General features: G+C 59.8%; 37 protein-coding genes. 29 read left to right on the top strand and 8 right to left on the bottom strand.

The features are described from left to right. Window positions 1-32: 32 nt before the first annotated feature. The 6 genes from EN804_RS05850 to EN804_RS05875 all read right to left on the bottom strand — a co-directional run bounded on the left by EN804_RS05850 (window position 33) and on the right by EN804_RS05875 (window position 3,314). Window positions 33-1,262: a DUF2800 domain-containing protein gene (locus EN804_RS05850; RefSeq protein WP_135918847.1), complete on the bottom strand. Its 1,230-nt coding sequence runs from the start codon at window positions 1,260-1,262 to the stop codon at window positions 33-35. Beyond that, window positions 1,262-1,540, bottom strand: a complete 279-nt coding sequence (locus EN804_RS05855; protein ID WP_135918848.1) for a hypothetical protein — start codon at window positions 1,538-1,540, stop codon at window positions 1,262-1,264. The genes EN804_RS05850 and EN804_RS05855 overlap by 1 nt, the downstream gene beginning before the upstream one ends. Continuing rightward, complete coding sequence (locus EN804_RS05860) at window positions 1,540-2,094, bottom strand: hypothetical protein (protein ID WP_135918849.1); 555 nt, start codon at window positions 2,092-2,094, stop codon at window positions 1,540-1,542. Before EN804_RS05860 ends, EN804_RS05855 begins: the two co-directional genes overlap by 1 nt. Next, window positions 2,091-2,297: a hypothetical protein gene (locus tag EN804_RS05865; RefSeq protein ID WP_135918850.1), complete on the bottom strand. Its 207-nt coding sequence runs from the start codon at window positions 2,295-2,297 to the stop codon at window positions 2,091-2,093. The genes EN804_RS05860 and EN804_RS05865 overlap by 4 nt, the downstream gene beginning before the upstream one ends. Next, entirely contained in the window at window positions 2,297-2,641 is a 345-nt protein-coding gene (locus tag EN804_RS05870; protein WP_135918851.1) for a hypothetical protein, read from the bottom strand. The genes EN804_RS05865 and EN804_RS05870 overlap by 1 nt, the downstream gene beginning before the upstream one ends. A gap of 157 nt (window positions 2,642-2,798) precedes the next feature. Next, window positions 2,799-3,314 (bottom strand): hypothetical protein, encoded by a 516-nt coding sequence (locus tag EN804_RS05875; protein ID WP_135918852.1) that lies wholly within the window; start codon window positions 3,312-3,314, stop codon window positions 2,799-2,801. A 166-nt stretch (window positions 3,315-3,480) separates the two neighbouring features. Here EN804_RS05875 and EN804_RS05880 point away from each other — a divergent pair, with 166 nt between their 5' ends. From EN804_RS05880 to EN804_RS05940, 13 genes are all read left to right on the top strand, one after another. Continuing rightward, the gene (locus EN804_RS05880) at window positions 3,481-3,822 is read left to right on the top strand and encodes a hypothetical protein (protein WP_135918853.1); all 342 of its coding nucleotides are present in this window, start codon (window positions 3,481-3,483) and stop codon (window positions 3,820-3,822) included. A 22-nt stretch (window positions 3,823-3,844) separates the two neighbouring features. After that, on the top strand, window positions 3,845-6,370 hold the full coding sequence (locus EN804_RS05885; protein WP_135918854.1) for a VapE domain-containing protein: 2,526 nt from the start codon (window positions 3,845-3,847) through the stop codon (window positions 6,368-6,370). Window positions 6,371-7,451: 1,081 nt separating this feature from the next. Next, window positions 7,452-7,583 carry a hypothetical protein gene (locus EN804_RS38605; RefSeq protein ID WP_281404924.1) on the top strand — a complete coding sequence of 44 codons (132 nt, stop codon included), beginning with the start codon at window positions 7,452-7,454 and terminating at the stop codon, window positions 7,581-7,583. Window positions 7,584-7,644: 61 nt separating this feature from the next. Continuing rightward, the gene (locus EN804_RS05895; protein ID WP_135918856.1) at window positions 7,645-7,872 is read left to right on the top strand and encodes a hypothetical protein; all 228 of its coding nucleotides are present in this window, start codon (window positions 7,645-7,647) and stop codon (window positions 7,870-7,872) included. A gap of 11 nt (window positions 7,873-7,883) precedes the next feature. After that, complete coding sequence (locus EN804_RS05900) at window positions 7,884-8,177, top strand: hypothetical protein (RefSeq protein WP_135918857.1); 294 nt, start codon at window positions 7,884-7,886, stop codon at window positions 8,175-8,177. A 150-nt stretch (window positions 8,178-8,327) separates the two neighbouring features. Then, entirely contained in the window at window positions 8,328-8,690 is a 363-nt protein-coding gene (locus EN804_RS05905) for a hypothetical protein (protein WP_135918858.1), read from the top strand. Window positions 8,691-8,693: 3 nt separating this feature from the next. Beyond that, entirely contained in the window at window positions 8,694-9,017 is a 324-nt protein-coding gene (locus EN804_RS05910) for a hypothetical protein (protein ID WP_135918859.1), read from the top strand. A gap of 43 nt (window positions 9,018-9,060) precedes the next feature. After that, window positions 9,061-10,026, top strand: a complete 966-nt coding sequence (locus EN804_RS05915; RefSeq protein ID WP_135918860.1) for a hypothetical protein — start codon at window positions 9,061-9,063, stop codon at window positions 10,024-10,026. 401 nt (window positions 10,027-10,427) lie between these two features. Continuing rightward, window positions 10,428-11,351, top strand: coding sequence for a hypothetical protein (locus EN804_RS05920; protein WP_135918861.1), 924 nt, complete (start codon window positions 10,428-10,430; stop codon window positions 11,349-11,351). Between the two features lie 48 nt (window positions 11,352-11,399). Beyond that, complete coding sequence (locus tag EN804_RS05925) at window positions 11,400-12,002, top strand: hypothetical protein (protein ID WP_135918862.1); 603 nt, start codon at window positions 11,400-11,402, stop codon at window positions 12,000-12,002. Further along, window positions 11,999-12,547, top strand: coding sequence for a hypothetical protein (locus EN804_RS05930; RefSeq protein ID WP_135918863.1), 549 nt, complete (start codon window positions 11,999-12,001; stop codon window positions 12,545-12,547). The genes EN804_RS05925 and EN804_RS05930 overlap by 4 nt, the downstream gene beginning before the upstream one ends. Next, a complete protein-coding gene (locus EN804_RS05935; RefSeq protein ID WP_135918864.1) occupies window positions 12,544-12,777 on the top strand; it encodes a hypothetical protein in 234 nt (77 codons plus the stop codon). The genes EN804_RS05930 and EN804_RS05935 overlap by 4 nt, the downstream gene beginning before the upstream one ends. Then, window positions 12,774-13,928 carry a helicase HerA-like domain-containing protein gene (locus EN804_RS05940; RefSeq protein ID WP_135918865.1) on the top strand — a complete coding sequence of 385 codons (1,155 nt, stop codon included), beginning with the start codon at window positions 12,774-12,776 and terminating at the stop codon, window positions 13,926-13,928. The genes EN804_RS05935 and EN804_RS05940 overlap by 4 nt, the downstream gene beginning before the upstream one ends. Before the next feature lie 43 nt (window positions 13,929-13,971). Here the strand turns inward: EN804_RS05940 and EN804_RS05945 are convergent, their stop codons facing one another. Both EN804_RS05945 and EN804_RS05950 read right to left on the bottom strand, forming a co-directional pair. Further along, entirely contained in the window at window positions 13,972-14,292 is a 321-nt protein-coding gene (locus tag EN804_RS05945; protein ID WP_135918866.1) for a hypothetical protein, read from the bottom strand. Window positions 14,293-14,552: 260 nt separating this feature from the next. After that, window positions 14,553-14,801, bottom strand: coding sequence for a hypothetical protein (locus EN804_RS05950; protein ID WP_135918867.1), 249 nt, complete (start codon window positions 14,799-14,801; stop codon window positions 14,553-14,555). Between the two features lie 177 nt (window positions 14,802-14,978). Between EN804_RS05950 and EN804_RS05955 the strand changes: the two genes are divergently transcribed. The 16 genes from EN804_RS05955 (at window position 14,979) to EN804_RS37150 (ending at window position 22,123) form a co-directional block, all read left to right on the top strand. Next, window positions 14,979-15,158, top strand: a complete 180-nt coding sequence (locus EN804_RS05955; protein WP_135918868.1) for a hypothetical protein — start codon at window positions 14,979-14,981, stop codon at window positions 15,156-15,158. Further along, window positions 15,155-15,583, top strand: coding sequence for a hypothetical protein (locus EN804_RS05960; protein ID WP_135918869.1), 429 nt, complete (start codon window positions 15,155-15,157; stop codon window positions 15,581-15,583). The genes EN804_RS05955 and EN804_RS05960 overlap by 4 nt, the downstream gene beginning before the upstream one ends. Then, a complete protein-coding gene (locus EN804_RS05965) occupies window positions 15,580-16,038 on the top strand; it encodes a hypothetical protein (RefSeq protein WP_135918870.1) in 459 nt (152 codons plus the stop codon). Before EN804_RS05960 ends, EN804_RS05965 begins: the two co-directional genes overlap by 4 nt. Then, window positions 16,035-16,265, top strand: coding sequence for a hypothetical protein (locus tag EN804_RS05970; RefSeq protein ID WP_135918871.1), 231 nt, complete (start codon window positions 16,035-16,037; stop codon window positions 16,263-16,265). Before EN804_RS05965 ends, EN804_RS05970 begins: the two co-directional genes overlap by 4 nt. Window positions 16,266-16,356: 91 nt before the next feature. Next, a complete protein-coding gene (locus tag EN804_RS05975; RefSeq protein ID WP_135918872.1) occupies window positions 16,357-16,713 on the top strand; it encodes a hypothetical protein in 357 nt (118 codons plus the stop codon). Continuing rightward, complete coding sequence (locus tag EN804_RS05980) at window positions 16,710-17,225, top strand: hypothetical protein (RefSeq protein WP_135918873.1); 516 nt, start codon at window positions 16,710-16,712, stop codon at window positions 17,223-17,225. The genes EN804_RS05975 and EN804_RS05980 overlap by 4 nt, the downstream gene beginning before the upstream one ends. Beyond that, window positions 17,225-17,761, top strand: a complete 537-nt coding sequence (locus tag EN804_RS05985; RefSeq protein ID WP_135918874.1) for a hypothetical protein — start codon at window positions 17,225-17,227, stop codon at window positions 17,759-17,761. Before EN804_RS05980 ends, EN804_RS05985 begins: the two co-directional genes overlap by 1 nt. Before the next feature lie 23 nt (window positions 17,762-17,784). Then, window positions 17,785-18,186 carry a hypothetical protein gene (locus tag EN804_RS05990; protein ID WP_135918875.1) on the top strand — a complete coding sequence of 134 codons (402 nt, stop codon included), beginning with the start codon at window positions 17,785-17,787 and terminating at the stop codon, window positions 18,184-18,186. Continuing rightward, window positions 18,183-18,491, top strand: coding sequence for a hypothetical protein (locus EN804_RS05995; protein ID WP_135918876.1), 309 nt, complete (start codon window positions 18,183-18,185; stop codon window positions 18,489-18,491). The genes EN804_RS05990 and EN804_RS05995 overlap by 4 nt, the downstream gene beginning before the upstream one ends. Window positions 18,492-18,975: 484 nt before the next feature. Next, window positions 18,976-19,635: a hypothetical protein gene (locus EN804_RS06000; protein ID WP_135918877.1), complete on the top strand. Its 660-nt coding sequence runs from the start codon at window positions 18,976-18,978 to the stop codon at window positions 19,633-19,635. Window positions 19,636-19,807: 172 nt separating this feature from the next. Continuing rightward, window positions 19,808-20,320 carry a hypothetical protein gene (locus tag EN804_RS37140; RefSeq protein ID WP_189524468.1) on the top strand — a complete coding sequence of 171 codons (513 nt, stop codon included), beginning with the start codon at window positions 19,808-19,810 and terminating at the stop codon, window positions 20,318-20,320. Next, a complete protein-coding gene (locus EN804_RS38610; protein WP_281404923.1) occupies window positions 20,317-20,445 on the top strand; it encodes a hypothetical protein in 129 nt (42 codons plus the stop codon). Before EN804_RS37140 ends, EN804_RS38610 begins: the two co-directional genes overlap by 4 nt. 74 nt (window positions 20,446-20,519) lie before the next feature. Next, window positions 20,520-21,092 carry a hypothetical protein gene (locus EN804_RS37145; RefSeq protein ID WP_189524467.1) on the top strand — a complete coding sequence of 191 codons (573 nt, stop codon included), beginning with the start codon at window positions 20,520-20,522 and terminating at the stop codon, window positions 21,090-21,092. Between the two features lie 44 nt (window positions 21,093-21,136). After that, window positions 21,137-21,706 carry a hypothetical protein gene (locus EN804_RS06010; RefSeq protein WP_135918879.1) on the top strand — a complete coding sequence of 190 codons (570 nt, stop codon included), beginning with the start codon at window positions 21,137-21,139 and terminating at the stop codon, window positions 21,704-21,706. Next, complete coding sequence (locus EN804_RS06015; RefSeq protein ID WP_135918880.1) at window positions 21,707-21,934, top strand: hypothetical protein; 228 nt, start codon at window positions 21,707-21,709, stop codon at window positions 21,932-21,934. It begins immediately after the preceding gene. Window positions 21,935-21,961: 27 nt separating this feature from the next. Then, the gene (locus EN804_RS37150) at window positions 21,962-22,123 is read left to right on the top strand and encodes a hypothetical protein (protein ID WP_189524466.1); all 162 of its coding nucleotides are present in this window, start codon (window positions 21,962-21,964) and stop codon (window positions 22,121-22,123) included.

Genomic DNA, 22,123 nt, shown 5'->3' on the forward strand with positions numbered 1-22,123 from the left:
TCAGTTCCTTGGTATCTCGGTTGCTAGGTTTCTCAGGTTTCGGCGGTATCGAGGTCGTCAAAATCATCGTCCCACTGCACAAGTGCAGGCTTCGGATGATCTTCTGGCACCAGCTTTGGCTTTCCCGGTGGACGAACCAGAAGGGTTTGCAGGGCCTCCCACGTCTTGGGATGACCTGCCCTTTTTCTACCCGGCTTGACGAGCTTTTCGATCTCGCCGATGCCGATGAGTTCTCGGGGCTTGTATGCCTTGTCGCCGAGTGCGGCGGTCAGCAGTAACTCACCCTTTTTGACATCCTTGATGCGACGATCGCCAAGGTCGCCGTCGACTGCCTTCGAGCCCGGATCGGGCTTTCCATCCAGCGCGGCGCGCAGCGACTCGTCATGCAATTCGGCCAGTCTGGCACGAATGTCGGGAGCGTGCTTGACCACCAGCCAGCGGCGCTCGCCGACCAGGTTCTGCCGCTCGTAGCCGGGAATGATGGTGTTGGGCAGTTCTGGATAGGCGTCCGCCGCCATCTCCATCAGCCAGCGGTCACGCGGTGGACAGCCGCCAGGTGCCTTGCGAACTTCGCACCACTTGCAAGCTTTCTCGCTCGGCTTGAACTCGACATCGCCGGATTCAATCTTCGCGTAGACGGCCTTCATTTCCTCGCCGAACGCGAGCAGTTCGTCGAGCGTGATTTCCCAATACTTCATGCCGCCCGCGCGCGGCTGATCGATGTTGATCACGATCTTCTCGACGTGCGGGCGACCGAGGAAGTGCCACATGCCGAGGGCGTAAAGGCGCAACTGCTTGTTGCCTTTCGCGTCAACAGGAACGCCGGCCCCAAACTTCAAATCGGAGATGTAGAGCACGACGCCGGAACTGAGCGCGGTGCTTGACAGCCAGCCCGTGTCGCAGGTACCGAACTGATCCGGCAGCCATGGCGACAGGTCCACCTGGATTTCGACATGCGGCGCGCCAGTGTGCTCGCGGACCCAATCAATGCCGGTCTGCAGATGATCGGCCATCGTATCATCGACGACGTAGGTGAAACCGTCTGCGCTGATCGTGGCGCCGACGAAGTGCCGCGCATCCAGCCCGAAGACCAGACACATCTCGCGGACTTCGTGCGCAACGGTGCCCTCGGCAGACCAATCAGACGCGTCTCGATCGCCGATTGCGCCGTCAACATGCAGCTTGTCGAGCAGCCCCACGGATGCTGTGCATGTTGACCAGCGATCGCAGCCGGAAGGGGAGAGACGCGCGTGCGAACCCATCAGAAAGGAATCTCGCCCATCGGTTCAGGGATTGAACGTGGCCGCGCCTCTACATCAACGATGTATATGGGTTCATGCCGAACACCCCGTTCGTCGATGATATGGAGACAGCCTTCCTCGCCCTCGTGGAGAACACCTCGCCACGCGCCGTTGATGACATAGAAGGCATGTGCCGTTCCAAATTCGGCTTGGATGCGGCGGTCAGTCGGAGCGCCGCCGAGCCAAGCGATTGTTCCTGGCGTGAGTTCGTCGAAGGCGATGTGACGGGAGATTTCCATTATGCGAACACGTCCCTCACAATGGCCCACAGGTCCGCGTCGCTCATCACGGCATGACGCACGAAGCCGTTGTCGGGCTTCTTGCCGATCGGGCAGAAGACGCGAACGGGGATCGGCCGCACGTCGCCCTTGAGCATCAGCGTCGCGGTGGGCTGGTTGACGAAGGTCTCGTGGACCCTGCCGGCCGGCAGCCGGTAACTTTCCCCGGCCGGCACGACCTGCGCATGATAGGGCGTGAGCCTGACCGGATCGCCGAGCGGGACAAGAACAGTGTCCTCGCCCTCACGAACTTGCGGCGTGTAAACGTCATGCGTGACCGGCAAAGCTCGTGCAGGATAAGCCTGGTAGGTCGCGTTGACCATCACGCCGCGCAGCACGAAGCTGTAGAAATCGAACCGGTGGTCGTGCAGTTGCGTCGCCTGGCTCTGGCGCGGGATCGCATGGTGGCCCCACACGTTGACCCGCTTGTTATCGGGCAGGTCGATCTGGATGAAGCCGTTGCCGTGGACGCGGATGCCGCTGCCCTGCTTCCTGATCTCGTCGAACGTGATCATGGCCTGTTCTCCATGTCGCCCTCGGCGGTGAACGGCCCCTCGAAGGAGACCGACCGATCGCCCCACTTGCGACGCGTTGACTTGTCGAAGGCCCCGACCGGGGTGCAGTAGACGAAGGGCGTTTCATCGACGATCCTCGCCGGGAAACGCTTCTCGCCGAGCACGACTAGGTGCCGGTATGCGGGGAAGATGTCGGGCGACATCAGAGCGAGCCGAACTGATACTTCAACTGCTCGAAAGGAATGCCCGAGCGCTCGGCCATTTTGGCGCAAACACGCTTCTGACGGTCGGTCTCAGCAGCGGCGGAGGCGGCACGCACCATGCGCTTGCGCTGGCCGCGCGTCGTGCCGAGCGTGCGATGCACTTCCGGCTCTTTGGCAGGGGTGCGGAAGCCACGGCCGCCGCGCATGATCGCGAGTGCCGACTTTCGCGCCAAGAAAGCGCCGCTGCCTTCGCCGAGCGGGTTGCCGAGTGTCTGACCGATCTCGCGGTTCATGATCTTGGCGAAGACCGTCTGGCCGAATAGGGATTTGCCGAAAAAGTTCACTGCTGTCTCCTTGTTTTCGAGGCGCTTGAGAAGCGAGCGGGAGGCCGCAGGGAAACAGCCCGCATCCGAGAGCTTGGGAGGACAATTCTCGGAGCCCGCTCGCCACCGAAGCGCCTCCCGGCGTGCTGCCGGGAGGACTGCGACAGGCGAATTCGGATCAGAGGTCGAGGTCGTCGTTGGACTTCTTCGGCGCCTCGGTGATGTCGCCCTTGGCGATGAGCTTCGCCACCTGGTCCTTGAACAGCGGGATCGCCGATTCCATGATGTGGTCGGCTGCCGATGCCTTCTCGACATCCGGCTTCTTGATCTTCTCGTGGTTCAGCAGGTTGCGCATCTTCTCCTTGCGCGCCTCGCGTTCCTCGGGGCGATCGGTGCCGGTGATGTAGCCGGCGATCAGGTCCTTGATGCCCTCATAGGGGTTGGTGCGGTTCTCGGGATCGGTCGAAATCTGACCCTTGCCGGCATCCTCGCCCTTCGTTTCGTCCTTCTTGCCGGCGTCGTCCTTCGCCTTGTCCTTGCCCTTGCCGGTGGCGGCGACTGCGGCTGTCACCTTCTCGACGGCATCGGTGCGCAGGGACAGCAAGTCCTTGGTGGCAGCGAGAAGAGCGTTGGTGGCGGCGGTGCTTTCTTTCAGTGCGGCCGTGTGTTCGGCGATTACAGCTTCGAGGCTCATAGTGTCTCCTGGTGGATGGGTTGAAAATCACGATTAACGTGAATGCATGGTCGTTAAATCACGTTTAAAGTCACGTTTCAAGCCCCATGTGCAATAATTTCACGTTTAACTTGATTTTGCGGAACAGCGGCGTTAAGGTCGCCTCAAATCCAACCAAGGGGACGTGATGGAACCGAATTCACAGTCGGCGGAACCGAAGCCAGCCTATACCGGCCGCCCGCGCAAAGACGACAACTTCAAATTCTACGATGGCGCTTTGAACAAACTCCTGCTCGACAAGCTGCCATCGGCCTGCATCAAGTTTGGCCGCATCGACACGCTCGCGCTGGCCAAGGCCACGGGGAACGCCCGTTTCACCATCTACCGGTGGCTGAATGAGCAGAGACTTTCCAAGAATGCCATCCGGTCGCTGCTCAAGGTCTCTGCCGAGACCGAGGAACGCAAGAAAAAGGGCAAGTTGAAGAAGGACGATCTGATCCCCTTCTTCGATCTCGGCGACGACCTCTGATTCCCGCAGGGGAAGGCGTAACATGGCAAGTGCTCCCACGCTCGACAGCGTGCTTGATTCCGTCCGTCCGCTAATCGAGGCCGGCGCGGCGCTGCATTGGTTGGTGCCGTTCGAAAAACGGCCAATCGCGAGAGATTGGTCAGCCGCAGCCGTGCAAACGGAGGCGTCGCTTCGCGCGAGCTACCGCGACAACGCCAACATCGGCATCCGGCTCGGTGAGCCGTCGAAGACCGAGGCTGGCTACCTTCATGTTTTCGATCTCGACATCCGAAAGCCCGAACTCGCCGCCGAGGCGTGGGCCGCAGTCGAGGCGCTTTGGCCCGGCGCGCGCACGCTGCCATCGGTCATCAGCGGTTCGGGCGGCGAGAGCCGCCACCTGTATTTTGTCGCCGAACAGCCATTGCGCAAGAAGACCCTGGCTCAGTCGAATGGCTTCGAGAAGCTGTGGGACGATCGGCAGCAGAAGTTCGTCGTCAAGCGCGACTGGATGATCGACCTGTTCGGCACGGGCGTCCAGGTCGTGCTGCCGCCCTCGATCCATCCCGACACCAAGCTTCCCTACCGATGGGAGCGCCCGCTCGATCTCGACATGATCGGCTTTGGCATCGGCCCAATCATTCCCGCCGAGGCGATCGAGAAATGGGGCGTGAAGACCTCCGTCGTCGAGGCCGGCGACGAGGAAGACGAACTTTTCGATCTCACCCGCTCCGAGCCAATGGACCTGGACGCGGCGCAGATCAGCGACATTCTCAAGCACATTCCCAACGACGGGGCCGGCGCCCACTATGACGACTATGTGCAGGTCGGCATGGCCTTGCATCACCAGTTCCGGGGCTCGAACGAGGGCTTCGAACGCTGGTGCGAATGGGCGAAGCAATCGGAGAAGTTTGACGCCAAGAACGCGGCTCTGCGCTGGCGTTCGTTCAGTCAGGATTCCAAGAACCCCGTCCGCATGGCGACGCTGATCCAGATCAGCCAGACCAACAAGCTCAAGGCCGAGTTCGATTTCGACGATGACGATGACGACGGCTTCGACAACCTGCCCGCTGTCATCGAGAAGAACGACCTCTCCGATTTGCTCGGCGTGGCTGACGGCAACGATCTCTCCGATTTGCTCGGCGACGGTCCCACGTCCGCCGCGAAAGCGGACAAAAAGGACGCTGTTGATCCTGACTGGCTGAGCAAGTTGCATCGCAACGAGGAAGGCGAGATCAAGAGCACCCTGCCCAACGTCGGCTTGATCGTCAATAATGACCAGCGGATGCGCCTGGTCGCCGCGTTCAATCAGTTCAGGCAAGAAATCGTGCTGATCGCAGAGCCGAAGCAGGCCCGAAAGAAGCGCGACTCAAGTCACGATCCGGTCAATCTGGAAGGCGAAATCTGGAAGCTCAAGGACCCGCTGAACGGCGACAACTGGACCGACAGCCACGACACAGCGATTCGCCACATCATTGAGTCCAAGACGCAGTTGAAGGGTTACGGGATCAAGGTCACTGACCGCGATCTGCGCGGTGCAATCGACATGAGCGCGCAGAAGCGCTCCTTCCACCCCGTCAAGAAGCTGCTCGCCTCCGAGACATGGGATGGCAAGCCCCGCGTTGAGAGCCTGTTCATTGATTACCTCGGCTGCGACGACAACGAGTACAACCGCCAGGCTTCGTTGATGACGTTCGTCGGCGCCGTGGCGCGCGTCATGCGGCCGGGCCACAAGTTCGACTTCGTGCCGATCCTTGAAGGCGCCCAGGGCAAGGGCAAATCCACGTTCATCGAAATCCTCGGGTTGCAGTGGTATAACGAACTGACCGGCGACATCAGCGACCCGAAGCAGATGGTCGAAGTGATGCAGGGCTCGTGGATTTTGGAAATCGGCGAGCTTTCCTCCATGGCCCGCGCCGAAGTCAACGACCTGAAAGCCTTCGTCAGCCGCACACACGACAAGGTGCGTCTCGCCTGGGAGAAGCGAGCCAAGGAATTCCCTCGGCAGTGCATCTTCATCGGCTCGACCAATGACCGCGAGTACCTGCGAGACCAGACCGGTGGCCGGCGCTTCTGGCCGATCGTCTGCAAGCTGGTGGGGCAGATCGACAATCCCCGGCTGCGCCGGGAAATTATGCAGGTATGGGCCGAGGCGCTGCACATCTTCCACGAGATGGAGAAGCAGTACAACGGCACCCTGCCGCTGTTCCTGACCGACCAGGCCGCCGAGCAGGCCCTCGTCATGCAGGAGAGCCGCCGCGTCGAGAGCAGTGAAGAGATGCTGGCGGGCAAGATCGAGGCGTGGCTTGACCAGCCTGTCGGCACCGACGAGGACTTCGACGATCTGGACCCGAATGCCCCGAAGACCTTCCGCAACGAGACCTCGGTTCAGCAGATTTGGGAAGAGATGCTGCGCCGCGACGGCTCGGTCCCGCACACCGAAGCCATGAAGATCGGCAAGGCCATGCTGATCGTCGGGTGGCATCGCACCGAGGGTCCGGTTACAGCCCGAGAAATCAACAAAAAATACGGAAAGTGTCGCGTCTACGTGCGACCCGGAACTGAGATATAATCGATCATCGAATAGGATTGAATTGACCCGCTTCGGCGGGTTTTTTCATGCCAAATGCAATCTGTTGCATGATGGGTTCCATCGCATCTGCGCTTTTCCGCGAAATGGAATGTATTCCACTTTCTCCCCGCCATTCTCAGCCTCTCACGCTCTCAGGCGGATTCCCATATAGTTTGCAGCGGCACCTTACGACCAGTCGGCTAGGCGTATGCCTCTCCTTCAGATCCTCCTTCTTATAAACTATATCTATTTTAGGGTGAGAAGGCTGAGAGAGTGAGACAGTACTGATTTAATTGAGCTTTTTCGCTCACCCTAGTCAAAATGAGACTGAGAATGACTGAGAAGCGGTTTTGCTGCGCCGAATTTAACCGAAATCACGTTAAGATTGAAATATTCCCATCTGCTACCCCGTTTTCGTGAGCATTCCTCATATTTCCGGGGGATTGTGAGTGATCCTCACGTTTGATCTCGTTTCTCTGCGCTGAATTTCACATTTCGCGTGAATCGCGCTCAGCGCCTCCCGCAGCCGATCGACCCACCCAGGAAGGACCCAAAGCCACCATGCTATTGATTTCATTGCGCTTTTCGTCGTCGATGAAGCGCGGACACAATCGATCATGCCGCCTATCGAATGTGCTAACCAATTGAATTCATTATGCAAATGTGTCCTATCCCCTGCCATGCATCATGCATCGGGCAGCGCTGCAGCATGTCAACGCGTTGAATCCGTTGCACAAAAGGCGATTGATCCTATCGCATTTGGACCTGCCACCATGCCGGCGCGGCCGGCCTAGTTGCCACGGGGCAAAGGCTGCAGAAGCGATGCGGGATATCCCGTTTCGGGCAGCGCCTCGACCTGGCAGCATCGAGCACGGCAGCCTCGACCACGGCAGCGCCTCGACCACGGCAGCGCCTCGACCACGGCAGCGCCTGGCCGCTGGCAAGCCCGAGCACATGGCGCAATGCTACCAGGCAGCGCGGCAGCCGGCTCGGGCAGCCATGGAAGGAATCCCGCGCGCGGCCTGAGATCACATTCCCGCGCCTCGGCAGCGATAGCGCGGCACGGGCAAAAGCTGGACGCATGGCCAAGCGCAACAATGCGCCGGTAGACATTGCCCTAGCTGGCGCCGCGCCTTGGAATGAGCGCTATATCACCACGGCAAGCCCGAGCGACTTCCACGCTTCCGGCTATCGGTTCGAACGGTTGGAATAGACCGCTTGACTCGGCAGCTAGTTTCACGTTTAATGTGAAAGTCACTAAACGGAGTCACGCTATGCAATTCGATCCTTCATACAAGCCGCGCCGCGACGGGCTGCCCGAAATGATCGCGGCGAAGATGGACTCCATTTTCTACGCTCGCCGCGCCGCTGGCTTGAATGTCCAGTTTGTGCGCGAAAGCGACGGGCAGCTTGACGAATGGTCGCTTGCCGATACTGAGCGGCGCGACGCGTTTACAGCTTCACTGCAGCGGCAAGGCATTGCCTTTGCCATTTCCCACTAGGAGTCGAGATCATGGCCACAATTCAGGAAAAGATTAAGCTTGCGCGCGCCTTCGGCAGCCTGATTCAAGGCGAACTATCCCCGCGCCAATTCCGCGCCATGTGCGACGCAAACAAGGCCGAACCGGAAGACTCTGGCGTATGCCACTCGCACGACTACGTCGACGCGAATATGACCATGCTTGCCGCCTTTCAAGCGACGTTCAACCGCGATCCGGCATTCCTGAGCGACTCGGAAGAAACGGCAGATTTGCAGCTTTGGAATGACGCATGGGCGATTGCCAAAGCTGCCGATTTCTTCGCCTGAATAGACTTTCACCTTTAACGGGAGATTCACCAATGCTTGCCAAATTGCTTGCAACCGCTTGCGCCACGGGCATTAGCGCCTTTGCGCTTGTGTATCGCATTCCAGCCCTGCCCGAGACGGCGCCACGGTTCGAAGTTCGAGTCGTCACCTATGACGGGCAGCTATTCATTGCCGGAAGCGGCGACGATTGCCGCGCGGCATGGCAAGGCGCCGAAGTGCCGAAGGGCTGGCAGTCAATCGAATGTGTCGACGCAAATGCGCCGCGCTTCGCCTTTCACTTTTAACGGGAGATTCACGACGATGGATCACAAACACGCCATTTCCCTTGTCACGCTGGCGCGCCACGCATGGCAGAACGGTTTCCCTATCACTGCCGACGTTTACATGCGGCAGGCGCTGGCTTGCCTCAATAGGACGCGCGACACGCGGCACAAGGCAGCGCTTTTCACCATTCGCAACAAAATGCGGCCGCGCGTCCAGGCTGCCCGCAATCCGTCGCCAATTGGAGCTTGAACCGTGTCCAAATATTTCCATGTCTCGCAAGGCTTGCGCGGTTGCTACATGCCCGACTCGGCCTATTGCATCAAAGTCGACACGCGGCGCGACCTGAAAAACGCGTTGGAATGGGAAGCGCGCGACATTCGCGACGCTGGATTCATTGGCTGCAGCAAAGCGGCCGTTGCAAGCCTTGCGGCTGCCGCATGGCGAGAAGCTCACAAGCGCAAGCCGTCGCTTTATCCGCACGTGGCGCCCTACGGCAGCCGCGACAATCGACATTCGGCGATTCATGTGTCGGTTGCGACGCGTGCCGAGTATCTGGAATCGCTTGACGACGAATAAGCCGGCCGCGCTTTCCCCTTCACAATTTCAAGGAGTCAAGATCATGAATGACCTGCTTTTGAACGCGTATCGCTTCCACCGCTTTGAAGCTGTTGGAAACGTCTATCCTGCCCGCAAGGGATATCGCCGACACAATCCCGCGAATGAGGCGCTAAAGGCTGCCCGTCGCGACGTTGCGGCCTATGCCGAGGCGCTTGCAGCCGGCGACACGAAAACCGCAAGCCGGTTCCGGCGATATCCGCGCGACCATTACGCGGCCGTGACATGGCAGAAGCGCGACACTGAGTCCCCTTCCTATGCCAAACGTGCCGAGTGCATTGCATTCGTCCAGGATTTCAGCGGCGCCGGCTTGCGCCATGTTGGCAACGTGGAAGCCGATACACCGCGCGGCAAGATTTGGAGCAACCGCGACTCCTGCGGCTGGTATAGCGACTATGACCAATCGGAAACGATTTATGGAGTCGTCTATCAGCTACCAGGCCGCGACGGCAAAGCGCGGTTTGTGGCAGGCTATGCCAGCGCGGGAGATTGCGACGGGCTGCCGACTCTCGACTTCGGCGCAGTCTATTCCGAAGATATGCGCGGCGATCGATACAATGAAAGCGCGCAAGATTTGGACGCTGCCCGCGACGCTGCCCGAGCGGCCGATTCCATGGCGCAAAGCGCGGCCGAAGATGAACGGGCATATAAAGCCGCTTGGCAGGCTGGCAGTCAGTTTGCCGAGCGTGCCGAGACCATTGCAGCCAATCGCAAAGCCGCGCTTGAATTGCTTGCCGAGCGGCGCCGCGCTGCCACGGCAGGCAAAGGCGAGGCATTCCAGGCGATTTGCGGCGCGATCCGCGACAAGGTGGACTCGTTGCTTGCCGAGATCGCAGAAGCCCGAGCCGAGCGCAAAAAGCTAAAGGCCGGCGACTATATCAGCGAATGGCTGCCCGGCTTCTATAGCGGCGACAAGCGGTTAAAATCGGCTTTTAATGAAGGCGCCGGCAAAACCATTTTCCCCTGTTGACTCGCAACGTGATTTCACGTTTAATGTGAAAGTCACGAAACGGAGTTAGACCCAATGGCACGCAAATCAAGCCTTCGCCGCAATCGCCAGCGTCGCGCCACAACCGCGCTAAACGTTGCAATCGCTTTCGCCTATGTCTCGGCAGCGATGGTTGTTGCGACGTGCTTGATTGCCTTCGGTTCTACACTCTAACTTTCACGATTAACGTGCATATCAACAAAAGGAGTCATGCCATGAAATATGAATCGCCCTATCGCCGCGACACTTTCGCAAATCGCACTGAAGGCCGAATCCGTCGCGACACGCGGCGCAACGCAATTGCCGCAAAGCGGCACTGGCTCGAGTCCTAGTCGGCCGCGCCTTCCATCCTTCCAAACCGTCAAACTCAGGGAATCCAAACCATGTCGACCATTGTTAGAAACGAATTCGCCGGGCAGGTCTTTGGCGTTGACGGCCGCTTTCACAACGTCGTTTTGTGGGGCGATGCTGCCACGTTCGCTAATCAGCATTTCACCACGGAAGCGCGGCCGGTCTCGGGATATGGCAAAGGCGCGACCATCCGGGCAGAATTGCGCTTCGATGATAACCCGCGCAACGGCCATAACACCTTTGCCATTACCGGCGAAGTGCGAGACCCTAGCGTTAGGCAGGATCGCGGAATCGTCGCTTGCGGTTGCTTGCACGACGAAATTGCAAAGGCTTTTCCTGAGCTTGCGCCGCTCATCCGCTGGCATTTGACGTCGACAGATGGTCCGATGCATTACGCGGCCAATGCCGTCTTTTTGGCAGGCAATCGCGACTATTGGGGAAAGCTTGCTGGCGAAGTCTCGGCGACGGAAACCGTTGTGCGCTTCGGCGATAATCCGATTTCCCATAGGCTGAAAAAGCCGTTTCTGGCCTTCCTGCAATCGGCGGCCGAAATCAATGGTCAAGGCCGGTTCGACTTCGAAGTTATCGCGGTTGCGCACGAAACCAGGCGCGGCGAGTCCTACAATTTCAAGCCGAAATACACCTTCGGAGGCTATGGCGTTGACTGGTATGGCTGCCCGTTCGACTCGGAGCGTGAGGCGCTGGAATTCCTAGGCGCTTTGCAGCGCTGCAATCCCCATTTTGACACGGTTGCGACTGCATGGGGCGAAGGCAAGGCGCGCGACCTGGACGCGGCGCGGCGTGCCGCCATTTGGCCGGAAGCAAGCGACGCGGAATTGAGCGTTGAACCGGAAGCACTGAAGGCAGCGCTTGCCGCTCGGCTGCCTGCTTTGATTGCCGAGTTTCGCCGCGACATGGAAACGGCCGGTTTCCTATGGCAGGCGCCAAACGCTTAACCGTTTTTCGGTTAATCCACCTTTCACCTTTAACGGGAGATTCACGCTATGCCCGAATTCATTTTGGACTCATCCGGCCGCGTTGACATGCCGCCACCTGCCGCGCCGCTCAGCTTTTCGGACCTGGACGCTTTCACGCAAGGCTATATCGAAGCGATTTTCTTTACCAATGAATGCCCGCAAGTCGACACGGAAGAATTCAACACGGCCGAGCATCAAGCCGCCATGGTGGAAGGCGCGGCCGATGGAGTCTTGCCGTGCGATGTCGGTTTCGCCGATTTGGCGCCCGAGACCTTGCAAGCGATCATTGCCGATTGCAGCGCCTGGCAGGTCGCAAACGCGGAATTGCTGGCGGCAGCCTATGCCCGCAACTATGAACCCGAGCAAGCCGGCCGCGACTATTGGTACACGCGAAACGGCCATGGAGTCGGCTTTTGGGATAGGTCCGAATTGGAACCGGACTCGGCCGAATATGAAGCGCTTACGGCCGAGATGGTCGAAAACCGCGATATCGCGGCAGCATGGCAAGCTGCCTATGACAAGCGCTCAGTTTTGAATGAGGAGTCGCTAGGCGAAAAGCTCAGCAAAGCCTGCCGCTATCGCACGGTTGACGTGTATTTCGGCGACGATGGAAAGGTGCATTTGTCATGACCTGGCACACATTCAACCGCGCGGACCTGGAGGCGTTCAAAGCGACCTGGCCTTGCCACGGGCTGCCCGACTCGCTCAATTCGCTTTCGTTCGAATTCGGCAGCAATGGCGATTTGGTCGACATCGAAGCCAAAGCCCGCAACGGGCGCCCGCTCGACTCGGCAGCCTTTGACGGACCTGCCATAGTCGCGCTTGCCGACGACGCCAAAAAGCTGGCAGCCGAGCCCGTGACTCCCGTGCTCTTTCGCGTTCATCGTGCGCCTAAGACCCATGGCGACGACGTGACGGCCGTTTTCCCTGCCGAGCCACACGACGCGGCCGGCCGCTATATGACCTGCTTTGACGGCAGCCACGGCGCTTGCGGCTGGGATTGGTACCGCCGCACGCGGCCGGCGACTCCCGCCGAATATGCCAGCTTGAAAGCTGAACTTGAAGCCGAGCCATATAACTATCGGCTGCAGGTTTTCCAGCGGATTCAGCCCGCGCACCGCGACACACTCCGCGCGGAAGTTCAGCGGCTGAATTCCAGGGAGTCCGTGTCATGACGGCGCTGCCATGGGATGACTTGAAAGTTTGTTTTGCGTGCGGCGACAATACAGAACGCCTTTGGAACGCGATGGATAGCGGGCGATTGACGCTGCCAACGGGCTGGCAATTGAACGAAACCAGTATTTCTGGAGCATCTGGCTATGTCGCAATTTTCCGCGTCGACGTGCTGCCAGTTCCGGCCGATGCTTACAGGGTCAAAGCCGAATTGAGGCGCTGGACAAGATGACGGCGCTGCAAATCGGCCATGGCGTCGCTATCCCCTGGCGCTACCTGTCACGGCATATCGGCATTTTTGGCGCTACAGGAACGGGCAAGTCGACGACGCTAGGCGCCATTGCCGAGCGTTCGCCTTGCCCGGTTTTGGTTCTGGACGCGAAAGGCGATTTGGCGTCGCTCGGGCAGCATCTCTTGCGGCCGGCAATGCGCGTCGACGCCATGGGCGCCGATTTGATCGCACGCGCGCTAGACCTGAGTGAAGCGCAAGCCGGCGCCCTTCAAATCGCGCTTGCATGGGCGGAAGATTCCGGCCGCGCCGTTGCCACACTGGCAGACTTGCGCGACCTGTTGAATGACGCCACGCGGCACGATTTAAGCCGCGACTATGGGCTGTTATCTCCCGTTTCCGTGGCTGCCGTCCAACGTGCTCTATTGCGCTTGGAACGCGGCGCCGCATGGGTCTTTCAAGACTCGCGCCATGATCCGCGCGACACGCAAGGAATCACGGTTTACGCGGCAGCCGAGTTGACGGCGCTACCAGGTCTTTATGGCGCCTTTGTCGCTCATACGCTGGAACGGCTTTATTCCGGTCTCGGCGAAGTCGGCGACACGGCAGCGCCTGGACTCATGGTCCTAATCGATGAGGCGCATTTGATCTTTGACGGCGCCACGGCTGCAATCGTGCGACGGATCGAACAAATCACGCGACTCATTCGATCGAAGGGAGTCGGGCTTATCTATGTCACGCAATCCCCTTCTGACTTGCCGCACATTGTCGCCGGGCAGCTTGCCACGCGGATTCAGCACGCGTTGCGCGCTTCCACGCCGCAGCATCACAAGGCGCTAAAGGCGGCTGCCGAGACCATGCCGGGCAGTATCAACGCGGCAAGCATTCTCGGGCTTGCTACCGGGCAGGCAATGGTTAGCACGCCAGACAAGGCCGGCAAGCCGCTACCAGGTCGAGTCGTCGCAATCCAGCGCGGCCGGCTGCCATTGCACGCGGTTGATTTGCCGCCTGCCAGCGTGCCACGGCAGCGCCTGAGACCTGGCGAGCCGAGCCGAGCGGCGCCGGCCGCGACACGTCCTAAACCGTGGTGGCATTGGCCGCTAATCCTGGCGGCCGTCCTATGGGGACTCGTGGCGCTAGGTCTTGTGAAGTGAATTGAAGCCCGGTTGCAAGCCGGGCTTTTTCTTTTGGCCGCGCCTAGCCTCTAATGCATTCGTGTTTGATGGAGTCCGCGAAATTGCGGGCTGCCAGCGCCTTTGCGTCGCCGCTTGCCGCTATCGGCTCGGCATAGGCGCGGGATACGATTTCCAGCCCGTCGCCGCTTGCCTGGCGCATGGCGGCCGACTCTTCGGTTCCTATCTGCCGTAGCGCCATTGCAGCGCCTGCCGCTTCGGCAAGCCGGTTGCACCTGGCAAAGTCGATTTGCGCCACGGGCGCCGGCCGTTCTGGAATCTTGACCATGGCATTGGCAGCCGCGACGGCCGCGCCTATCGCCACGAGTCCCCATAGCTTGCGCATTGCGATTTCCTCCCCTGCCCGGTCTCGATCCCGCTTCAGTATCACGGCTGCCCGGCGCCCGTCGATAGCGTAATATTATAACATATCAGAGGCGCTGCCGGCGACCTGGCGCGCGCTCGACCTGCGAGATTGAACGGCGCTCGATGCCGCCTTGGCGGCGGGGACCAGGTGGCAGGGTCGGCGGCCCCGGAGAAATAGACCCCGGAGAAATAGACCCAGGTCGCCCCGGAGAAAATCACACGGCGACCCCTCAGAGAAAATCATTTCGACCGCGCCAGGATCGGAACCGTTTTGGACTCCAAATCGTAGCTGCCGGTCTTTGCCGACTCGACGCGTCGAGCCCCTTCACGCAGAAGCACATTGGAATTGGTGCGTTGCGTCAGCGCGGCCTCGAACGCTGCTTTGGCCACGGCGAAATTGTTCATCTCGCCAATGCGCTCGACGGTTGCCCCCTCCCCGTCGACACATTCGATCTGATAGCTGTAATCGTAGACACGTCGTGGTCCCATGGCGATGCTCCTTTAGGGTATCGCCGCAACGAGTTCGAGCAAAGCATGTTCCACTTTCGTTCTCAAGATGGCGTCGGAGAAATAGGGGCTCCGAGGAAAATCAGACGGGTGTCATTTTTCACTTGACGGGTTAGAGATATTCACGTTAAAAGTGAAATTAGCACAGGGAGACAGATCGTGACCTACAGCCCAACCGCCGAGAAACTGATGCTCGCCAAGCGCCTCCTGATGGATGCGTACAAGATTGGCTATGCCGAAGGTTTGCCTGAGACGATGCTGCGCCAGATCGACGCCCTCGCAGGCAAGGCCGAGGGTCTTCAAAACCGTATCGAGCAGAGGGGGCCTACGCGGAAATGAGCGCCGAAGAACGCATCCGGCAGCAGATTGCCGCGCAGGTCGAGACGGACATGTATAGAGCCATTTATGGCGTCGCGACGACATCGACGGTGACAGCAGAGGAAAAGCCGTTTCAGGTCGGCAAGATGCTAGCCTTGTGGGAAAACATCATCCGCGAGACGCGGCGAACTCAGGTGACATTTCGCGTCGATCTGGCTCACCCAGGTTCGATGTTGAAGTACGAGACGACCGACGAAGGCACCGTGATCGAGATGTCGTTCGTGCAGGCGCAGCAGCTTCATCAGAAATGGCCAATGCGGCTGCACAAGATACTGGACACGAACAGCGCTGAGTTCACGCCGGTAACGCCGTTCGACGTTTTCGTGCCGACAATCCTGCCGATGCCTCCATTTGTCATGCAGCAAGAGACGGAGACCGAGTCATGAGCGATAACGCCCTACCCGATTGGGTGAAGCCCGGCGCCGTCTACAGGGTCGGCGACCGCAAATATCATGTGCGCGGAATCGTCGATGGCATGGCCGTCGTCCGTTACTGGCGGCGTGCCAAGCAGCGGTGGGAATACAGCGTGGAAGACGACACTTATTTCGCGGTCTATGGCGACCGCGTGGTTGTCGAGAAGGCTGTCGATGTCGTCCTCGATCCGGCGCCGGGCACAGTCATGCACACGCCCTTCGCCACTGCTGAGCGACTGAAGGTCGGCGACCAGGTGAGCCTTAACGCCGATGGCAAGTTGCAGAAGGCGGTGCCCGGTCAGCATCATCTCGGCGTCCTGCCGCCCGGCACGATCTTCGGCGAAGGATTCGTCCAGGTGCCGGAAGATTGGTTCAGGTTAAACGCGAGCACGGAAGTGCTGCACAACATCAAGGTCGCGATCCTATGAGCCCGCAAGCCGTAAAACACATCGCCGCTCACTATCTCGACTACACGAGGCAGCGCGCGGCCGAAATAACCAGGGCTCGCGATCCTTATGAACAGGCGGTCGCCGCCATGGATCGTGCCTTCGGCCTCGGCGCGGAAGAAGCTCACGCCATCCTGCGCACCGATGCGGAGGCAAAGCGCATCTACGATTGTGCGCTGCAGGCGTTGATGGAGCAGCAACAGTCATGAGCCAGTGGGCCAAGTCATTCGTCTGCGAGGGCGTCACGGTATCCTGCCACGGCGAGACCTGGCGCGTGTCGAGCAAGAAGGGGAAGTTGCAATGAACAATCGTGAACTTCCCGGCAGCTTCGACGACGTGATCCGACTCGTCATGATCGAGATCAATAAAGCGGTCGCCGAAGGCACGTCGATTGAATCTGCTGTGCGGACGGCACTCTTTCCGGTGCTAGTGGGGCCGGTTCCCGAAAAGAAATCCACGCCGCATTTGACCGACGAACAGATTGAAGCGGTTCGCAACAGGGTGCGAAAATCGGATGACCGCCGGCCAATTGCCGACCGTCGATTTTTCCCGAAGACTGCCACTGAACGCGCTGTTTTGGAGGGTGACGGCTGGAGCACTCGCGAAGACGGCAGCATGTTCGAGCCGCAGACGGCAGGAAGGAAGCTGAAACGATGACCGCAAACGCTGAGAAGAAAGCCACCATAAGCGGCGCCGAGAAGAAGCGCGGCCCATGTCAGTATGCGGAAATCCAGCCAAATCGGGCAGGCAAGATCGTGATGCGCGCAGACGCAGTTTGGCCGTGCTCCGCGCCGCTGCCAGACCTTCCAGCGCTGCCGGTTTCGATCACGAAAAGCTATGGCTACAACTGGCCGCCGCGCCGCACCTATGTCGATCGAGATGACTGCGCGGACTGCCCGTGCTGGACTCCCCGCGAGGTATTGCCGCCTGTCGATCACGTTGCGGCTGCCGTCGCTGATGGATGGATTCGCCATGACGGTGGCGAGCGCCCTGTCGGCCCGAAGGATCGCGTTCACTTCCGCACTCTGCAAGAACTTGCGGACACGCGACCAAACATCTCAGAAAATGCTGATGGGCGAGCCGCCGACACGTTGCGATGGGAATGGAAGACGTTCGCTGACAGCGATCCGCACAACGACAACATCGCCGTCTACAAGGTAGTCGGCTGATGGCTGAGATCGAGACCACCTATCGCGGCCACCTGATCCGCTACGGCGAGAATTCCGACACCTGGTACGCGCATGACTTGGGCTTCGAGGCAAGCAACCAGTCGCTGGCCAAGCTCAAGACGCAGATCGACAAGATGTACCTCGATCTGCGGAAGAAGGCTGCGGTGAAGGCGTTCGAGATCAGACCCGGCTATATGGGCCAGCTACCAACGTGCGCCGAAGCGACCGTGACCGAGTACCTGAAATCGTTCTCCGAGAAGGACTACCGAACTGGCGGGCAAACTTTGACCCGCCATAAGGTTGCAGTCGTCGCGTTGCGCAGGGACAACGACCGCGCGAGCCGGGCAGAGAAGGAACTTTCGGACCTAATGCCCAACACGCCGGAAGCACAAGCCGCCTATGACGAGGCGCTGCGGCTCTACGAAGTCACAAAAGCCGCGCAGAAGGCCGCCGACGAGGCGTTCAAGGCTATCCCTCGCCTGTCGATCGACGACATCCGCGAGCTTGTCAGGATCAAGGAGAGCGAAGCAGCATGAGACACCAACGTCCAACCGCCAAGATGCTGCGCACCAGCGATGTGCAGACCACGTGGATGATCGATTGGCCGCTCGGCCCGCAGAAGTCCTACTATGCGACGACCTACCCGAACAGCGAACTCATTTCCCTCGAAACTTCCGCCACGCGACGGCCGGTATCGGGCCTGGTCGGCCGCAAGATCATGCCGCAAGTCCGCGACGCGATCGAGCGTGCCGGCTGGAAGTTCGCGGCGCCTGTCAAAGCGGCCAGAGAAACCGCCTACATGATCGTGCGCCATCTCCAAGTCGGCGACGAGGTTGTCATTGGCCTGTATCACCAGCAGGCGAATGCCGACGCCAGAGCCACCAGAGAAAACGACGCTGACGGGCCAAACTCCAAGAACGTGGAAGTCGTTCCTATCGAATTCGAGGATGAGCGAGCATGATCGCCTACACACTGCAGCAGCGCGACGGCGAGAGGATCGTGAAGCACGGCCGCTTCCGGGTTAAGACGACCACGCTGAAAAGCTATGACGTGATCGGCGCTGAAGGCCAAATCCTAGGCCAGGTTATGCACGAGATGGCGACCTTCGAACGCACGACGCGCGGACGAATGTACGTCAATTCGCGCTGGCAGTCGCCGCGCTGGTTTTATCGGCCTGCTGGCGAGTGGAGGCGCAGCATCGAATATACGTCGCGCAAGCAGGCGATCGAGGCCCTGTTGTTCGATGTCGCCTCGAAGCAGCCCTGATTTTTCCTCTCGTAACTTTCACTTTTAAATTGACATTCACCATTATTCGTGTGAATTGAACCATCGAAAGAGAGGCGAAGTGATACCTGTCGAAGTAGCAGCCGTCGCCATCATCCTCGGCGTCATTGTGCTCAATATCCTACTGCCTCTGGCTGTCACCAAGATCATGGAGAAATGGCTGTGAGCGTTCATTATCTGGTCGCCGGAAGCATGCGCCACGCGGAAACGACGGCCATCTGTGACTGGGGTTGGCGCCCTGATCACCTGCTTGGGCACAGGGGCTTCCGCAGACCGGATGGTGATTTCGTCATTCCGATAAGCGACCTTCAATATCTGCGAGGCGTCAGGGCGCCCTCCGAAATCTACCTCGGCTATGCCGCGCACTCGCTCCGATATCTTTCCGAAGCGCTGCACAGACTTCGGCTCGCCGGCTGCAAGGTGCATGACCAATGAACAGCAACCGTGAGACTAGGGGACTGCTCGCATGACAATGCTTCTGAAATTGGTGCTTATATTGGCGGTGCTCGCCGCCAGCGCCTTTGGATTTGCTCATTTCACTTTGTTTGCCGTTGCCGGCCGTCGCAAATCCCTTTGGTGGGCACTTGTTTTAATTCTCTCAGCCTGTCTGCTTTCCTCTTTGGCAACGAAGCCGGCCAAAGCACAAGACACCGCGTTTCTGATCGACGGTGACATGGGCGGCGCGGTGCTGCGCTATCATGCGAAGGCCAAGATCATCGGCCGCTCCAAGGTGATCGTCGATGGCGTTTGCCTGTCAGCCTGCGCGCTGTATCTGCGCAAAGATTGGAACCTCGACATTTGCTACACGCAGGCCGCGACATTCGGCTTTCACAAGCCGTACCAGGTGCTCGACAACGGCGCCATTCTGACCGGAATTTCGGCCATTACAACGGCTGACGCCGATTGGCGCCGCGAGTTCTATGATCAAATGCCTGCCGGCATCAGGGCCATGCTCATCGGCAAGCAGATTCCCGAGCCCGCCGCTGGCGATCCGCCCGACCGCTTCGTCTACATCAAGGCCCGCGACTTGGCCGGCGTGCTCAAGGCGTGCCCGAAGAATTGGGCGGCGAAGTACAAGACGCTCGTCGATGTTCACACCATGACCATCGGCACGGGAGCGCAGTGATGTTCAGGCTCAAAATCACACCACCAGACGTTCTGAATTTGGCGTCCGCCGTCATGGCCGAATGCCAGCAGCCGAGACCGAGCTATCACCAGGCAAACGGATGGGCCTGCAAGCTTTGGTTCGACGAGAGCAACGCTCTCGCTGATCGCATCATGTTCGAGAGCGGAAACCGATGACCTGCATCGTCGCAATCGTCCATCAGGGCGCCGTCTATGTCGGCGGCGACAGCGCGGCCAGCACCGATGTCGCAGTGGAGACCCGTCGCAACGCCAAGGTCTTCAACAACGGCGACTATCTGTTCGGCTACACCGGTTCCATCCGCGTCGGCCAGCAACTGGAATACTCGGAGGCGGTGCAGCCCCTGCCGGAGGGCACCGATCTCGTGCGCCATTTGGTCGTTCACCTGGTGCCGCTGCTGCAGAAGCTCGCAGGCAAGGAAGGCATCGACGAACTGATCGTCGCTCACGGCGATCGGCTCTGCAAGATCGCGGCAGACTACTCGGTCGCCGACTATCCCGAGCACGCGGCGGCCGGTAGCGGCGAACAATATGCCATTGGAAACCTGTTCGGCAGCCACGATGCGCCCGTGGTGCGGATACGCCGCGCTTTGGCCGCAGCCGAAGCCAACTGCCCCGGCGTCCGTGCGCCGTTCGTTATCAAATCAACGCAAAGGAGACAGTCATGAAAGAGCTTTTGGAATTCTACGTCTCGGGCTTCGGCACCTGGGCCGGCCTGACCATCGGTCTCGCCATCGTGTGCGGCGGCGTCCGAAACTCGTTCTGCTTTCTGCTGAATGTGTGGCGCTCATGAGCGAAGCATTGCTCCTACACCCGTCGCGCCATCCGACAATTCCAATCTTCAACTTCGAACGGGAGCCCCGTAACATGCATTTCATTCTCGATTGCGACGGCGTGCTGCTCGACTGGACGCGCGGCTTCCGGCATTGGGTCTTTGCCAACCACGGAATCAAGCCGAGCGCCACCGGCCCACGTTCCTGGTCGCTGTTCAAATGGCTGGGCCAGCCCGAGGCGCGCTGTTTCGAACTGATCCAGGAATTCAACGCGTCGCAGGCATTCGGCGAACTTTATCCGCTGGACGGTGCCAAGGATGCTGTCGCCAAGCTCAAGGCGGCCGGCCACAAGCTGACCGTGCTGACAAGCTGCTCGGACGATCCTTTTGCGATCAAGCGCCGCAAGCAGAACCTCGATCGCGAGTTCGACGGCGCCCTCGATCGCGTCATCTGCCTCGCCCTTCGCGAGAGCAAGTCCGCCTGGCTCGAAGTGCTGCGCGGCGGCATCTGGATCGAGGACAACTACAAGAACGCCATGATGGGCGTAGAGGCCGGCCACAAGACGATCATGTTGCGGCAGTCGCACAATCGCGACGACGAACGCAGCACCGATCCCCGCATCCACTGGGTCGATGATTGGCGTCCGGTGATTTCACTTTTTAGTTGATTTTCACTCAGTAACGTGAAAGTCTGAGAACAACAGGAGACACCATGCCAAACACCGATATCACCTTCTTCCACCCCGGCCTGAGCGAACTCGAACTGGCCGCATTCGACGGACTGCGCGCCGCGCAGAAGCTCGCTCACGAGACGGCCACCAACGCCGGCTGGTACGTCGATCGCGAGACCGGCAAGCCGATCGAGCGCAACTTCGGCGAAGTGATCGCGCTCATGCACTCGGAACTGTCCGAAGCGCTTGAGGCCGATCGCAAGGGCAAGCGTCGGGACGACAAACTGCCCCATCGCGGAGCGGTGGAGGTCGAGTTCAGCGACGGCATCATTCGCATTCTGGACACCGCTGCCGCGAACCGCATCGACGTGGCGTCGGCGATGATCCACTGCATTCGGCATCTGGCGCTCTACGGCGATCTGCCGAAGCGGTTGCCGGGCGTGGATCAGTGCGCGGTCAACTTCGCCAATGCCATCGTTCGCATTCTCGAAGTGTCGCAGGCAAACGGCTACGACCAGGCCGGCTCCGTGCTCGACAAAAATGCCTACAACCGCACCCGTGCGGATCACCAGCTTGCCAACCGGCAGGCCGAGGGCGGGAAGCGTTACTGAATGCGCCGCCACCTAGCCACCATCAAGCACCTGTGGCGCGGCCGGCGCGAGTTCCTTTTCGCCATGCGTCCCGTGCTCGTGGCCTACGCCTGGCACGCCGCCTTCGTGACCGTGCTGACCTTCGTCGTCGGTGACTTCACCACTGCGGCGCTCGGCTGGCTCGTCTTCTGCAACGCCGGCCGCGACGCGGCGCTCGGCTACGGCTTCATCAACCAGCGCCAGTTCTGAGCGCTCCAATCGAAGGAGACACGAGAAATGAGTATCAAGCATCTTTGGATCATCGGCGCCATGTTGCTCGCGGCCGGCTGCACCAGCACCGGTACCCATGGCAACCGCGACTATGCGCGCAATTGCGGCAACGCCATGGACGAACTGCTGCTCTGCAACGGCAGCTATGTGTCGCCGCACGAGTTCTGA

This window comes from Mesorhizobium sp. M8A.F.Ca.ET.161.01.1.1, from assembly GCF_004792105.1.
Taxonomy (GTDB): domain Bacteria; phylum Pseudomonadota; class Alphaproteobacteria; order Rhizobiales; family Rhizobiaceae; genus Mesorhizobium.

Bases quoted from the DNA above. Each gene is read 5' to 3' on its own strand.
- EN804_RS05860 (WP_135918849.1), bottom strand. From the start codon at position 2,094: ATGATCACGTTCGACGAGATCAGGAAGCAGGGCAGCGGCATCCGCGTC.
- EN804_RS06015 (WP_135918880.1), top strand. From the start codon at position 21,707: ATGCGCCGCCACCTAGCCACCATCAAGCACCTGTGGCGCGGCCGGCGC.
- EN804_RS37145 (WP_189524467.1), top strand. From the start codon at position 20,520: ATGCATTTCATTCTCGATTGCGACGGCGTGCTGCTCGACTGGACGCGC.
- EN804_RS05905 (WP_135918858.1), top strand. From the start codon at position 8,328: ATGACGGGCAGCTATTCATTGCCGGAAGCGGCGACGATTGCCGCGCGG.
- EN804_RS38610 (WP_281404923.1), top strand. From the start codon at position 20,317: ATGAAAGAGCTTTTGGAATTCTACGTCTCGGGCTTCGGCACCTGGGCC.
- EN804_RS37140 (WP_189524468.1), top strand. From the start codon at position 19,808: ATGACCTGCATCGTCGCAATCGTCCATCAGGGCGCCGTCTATGTCGGC.
- EN804_RS05940 (WP_135918865.1), top strand. From the start codon at position 12,774: ATGACGGCGCTGCAAATCGGCCATGGCGTCGCTATCCCCTGGCGCTAC.
- EN804_RS05920 (WP_135918861.1), top strand. From the start codon at position 10,428: ATGTCGACCATTGTTAGAAACGAATTCGCCGGGCAGGTCTTTGGCGTT.
- EN804_RS05915 (WP_135918860.1), top strand. From the start codon at position 9,061: ATGAATGACCTGCTTTTGAACGCGTATCGCTTCCACCGCTTTGAAGCT.
- EN804_RS05985 (WP_135918874.1), top strand. From the start codon at position 17,225: ATGGCTGAGATCGAGACCACCTATCGCGGCCACCTGATCCGCTACGGC.
- EN804_RS05965 (WP_135918870.1), top strand. From the start codon at position 15,580: ATGAGCGATAACGCCCTACCCGATTGGGTGAAGCCCGGCGCCGTCTAC.
- EN804_RS05980 (WP_135918873.1), top strand. From the start codon at position 16,710: ATGACCGCAAACGCTGAGAAGAAAGCCACCATAAGCGGCGCCGAGAAG.
- EN804_RS06010 (WP_135918879.1), top strand. From the start codon at position 21,137: ATGCCAAACACCGATATCACCTTCTTCCACCCCGGCCTGAGCGAACTC.
- EN804_RS05975 (WP_135918872.1), top strand. From the start codon at position 16,357: ATGAACAATCGTGAACTTCCCGGCAGCTTCGACGACGTGATCCGACTC.
- EN804_RS05895 (WP_135918856.1), top strand. From the start codon at position 7,645: ATGCAATTCGATCCTTCATACAAGCCGCGCCGCGACGGGCTGCCCGAA.
- EN804_RS38605 (WP_281404924.1), top strand. From the start codon at position 7,452: ATGGCCAAGCGCAACAATGCGCCGGTAGACATTGCCCTAGCTGGCGCC.
- EN804_RS05900 (WP_135918857.1), top strand. From the start codon at position 7,884: ATGGCCACAATTCAGGAAAAGATTAAGCTTGCGCGCGCCTTCGGCAGC.
- EN804_RS05880 (WP_135918853.1), top strand. From the start codon at position 3,481: ATGGAACCGAATTCACAGTCGGCGGAACCGAAGCCAGCCTATACCGGC.
- EN804_RS05960 (WP_135918869.1), top strand. From the start codon at position 15,155: ATGAGCGCCGAAGAACGCATCCGGCAGCAGATTGCCGCGCAGGTCGAG.
- EN804_RS05885 (WP_135918854.1), top strand. From the start codon at position 3,845: ATGGCAAGTGCTCCCACGCTCGACAGCGTGCTTGATTCCGTCCGTCCG.
- EN804_RS05950 (WP_135918867.1), bottom strand. From the start codon at position 14,801: ATGGGACCACGACGTGTCTACGATTACAGCTATCAGATCGAATGTGTC.
- EN804_RS05850 (WP_135918847.1), bottom strand. From the start codon at position 1,262: ATGGGTTCGCACGCGCGTCTCTCCCCTTCCGGCTGCGATCGCTGGTCA.
- EN804_RS05875 (WP_135918852.1), bottom strand. From the start codon at position 3,314: ATGAGCCTCGAAGCTGTAATCGCCGAACACACGGCCGCACTGAAAGAA.
- EN804_RS05970 (WP_135918871.1), top strand. From the start codon at position 16,035: ATGAGCCCGCAAGCCGTAAAACACATCGCCGCTCACTATCTCGACTAC.
- EN804_RS05925 (WP_135918862.1), top strand. From the start codon at position 11,400: ATGCCCGAATTCATTTTGGACTCATCCGGCCGCGTTGACATGCCGCCA.
- EN804_RS05995 (WP_135918876.1), top strand. From the start codon at position 18,183: ATGATCGCCTACACACTGCAGCAGCGCGACGGCGAGAGGATCGTGAAG.
- EN804_RS05945 (WP_135918866.1), bottom strand. From the start codon at position 14,292: ATGCGCAAGCTATGGGGACTCGTGGCGATAGGCGCGGCCGTCGCGGCT.
- EN804_RS05935 (WP_135918864.1), top strand. From the start codon at position 12,544: ATGACGGCGCTGCCATGGGATGACTTGAAAGTTTGTTTTGCGTGCGGC.
- EN804_RS05865 (WP_135918850.1), bottom strand. From the start codon at position 2,297: ATGTCGCCCGACATCTTCCCCGCATACCGGCACCTAGTCGTGCTCGGC.
- EN804_RS05855 (WP_135918848.1), bottom strand. From the start codon at position 1,540: ATGGAAATCTCCCGTCACATCGCCTTCGACGAACTCACGCCAGGAACA.
- EN804_RS05990 (WP_135918875.1), top strand. From the start codon at position 17,785: ATGCTGCGCACCAGCGATGTGCAGACCACGTGGATGATCGATTGGCCG.
- EN804_RS05930 (WP_135918863.1), top strand. From the start codon at position 11,999: ATGACCTGGCACACATTCAACCGCGCGGACCTGGAGGCGTTCAAAGCG.
- EN804_RS37150 (WP_189524466.1), top strand. From the start codon at position 21,962: ATGAGTATCAAGCATCTTTGGATCATCGGCGCCATGTTGCTCGCGGCC.
- EN804_RS06000 (WP_135918877.1), top strand. From the start codon at position 18,976: ATGACAATGCTTCTGAAATTGGTGCTTATATTGGCGGTGCTCGCCGCC.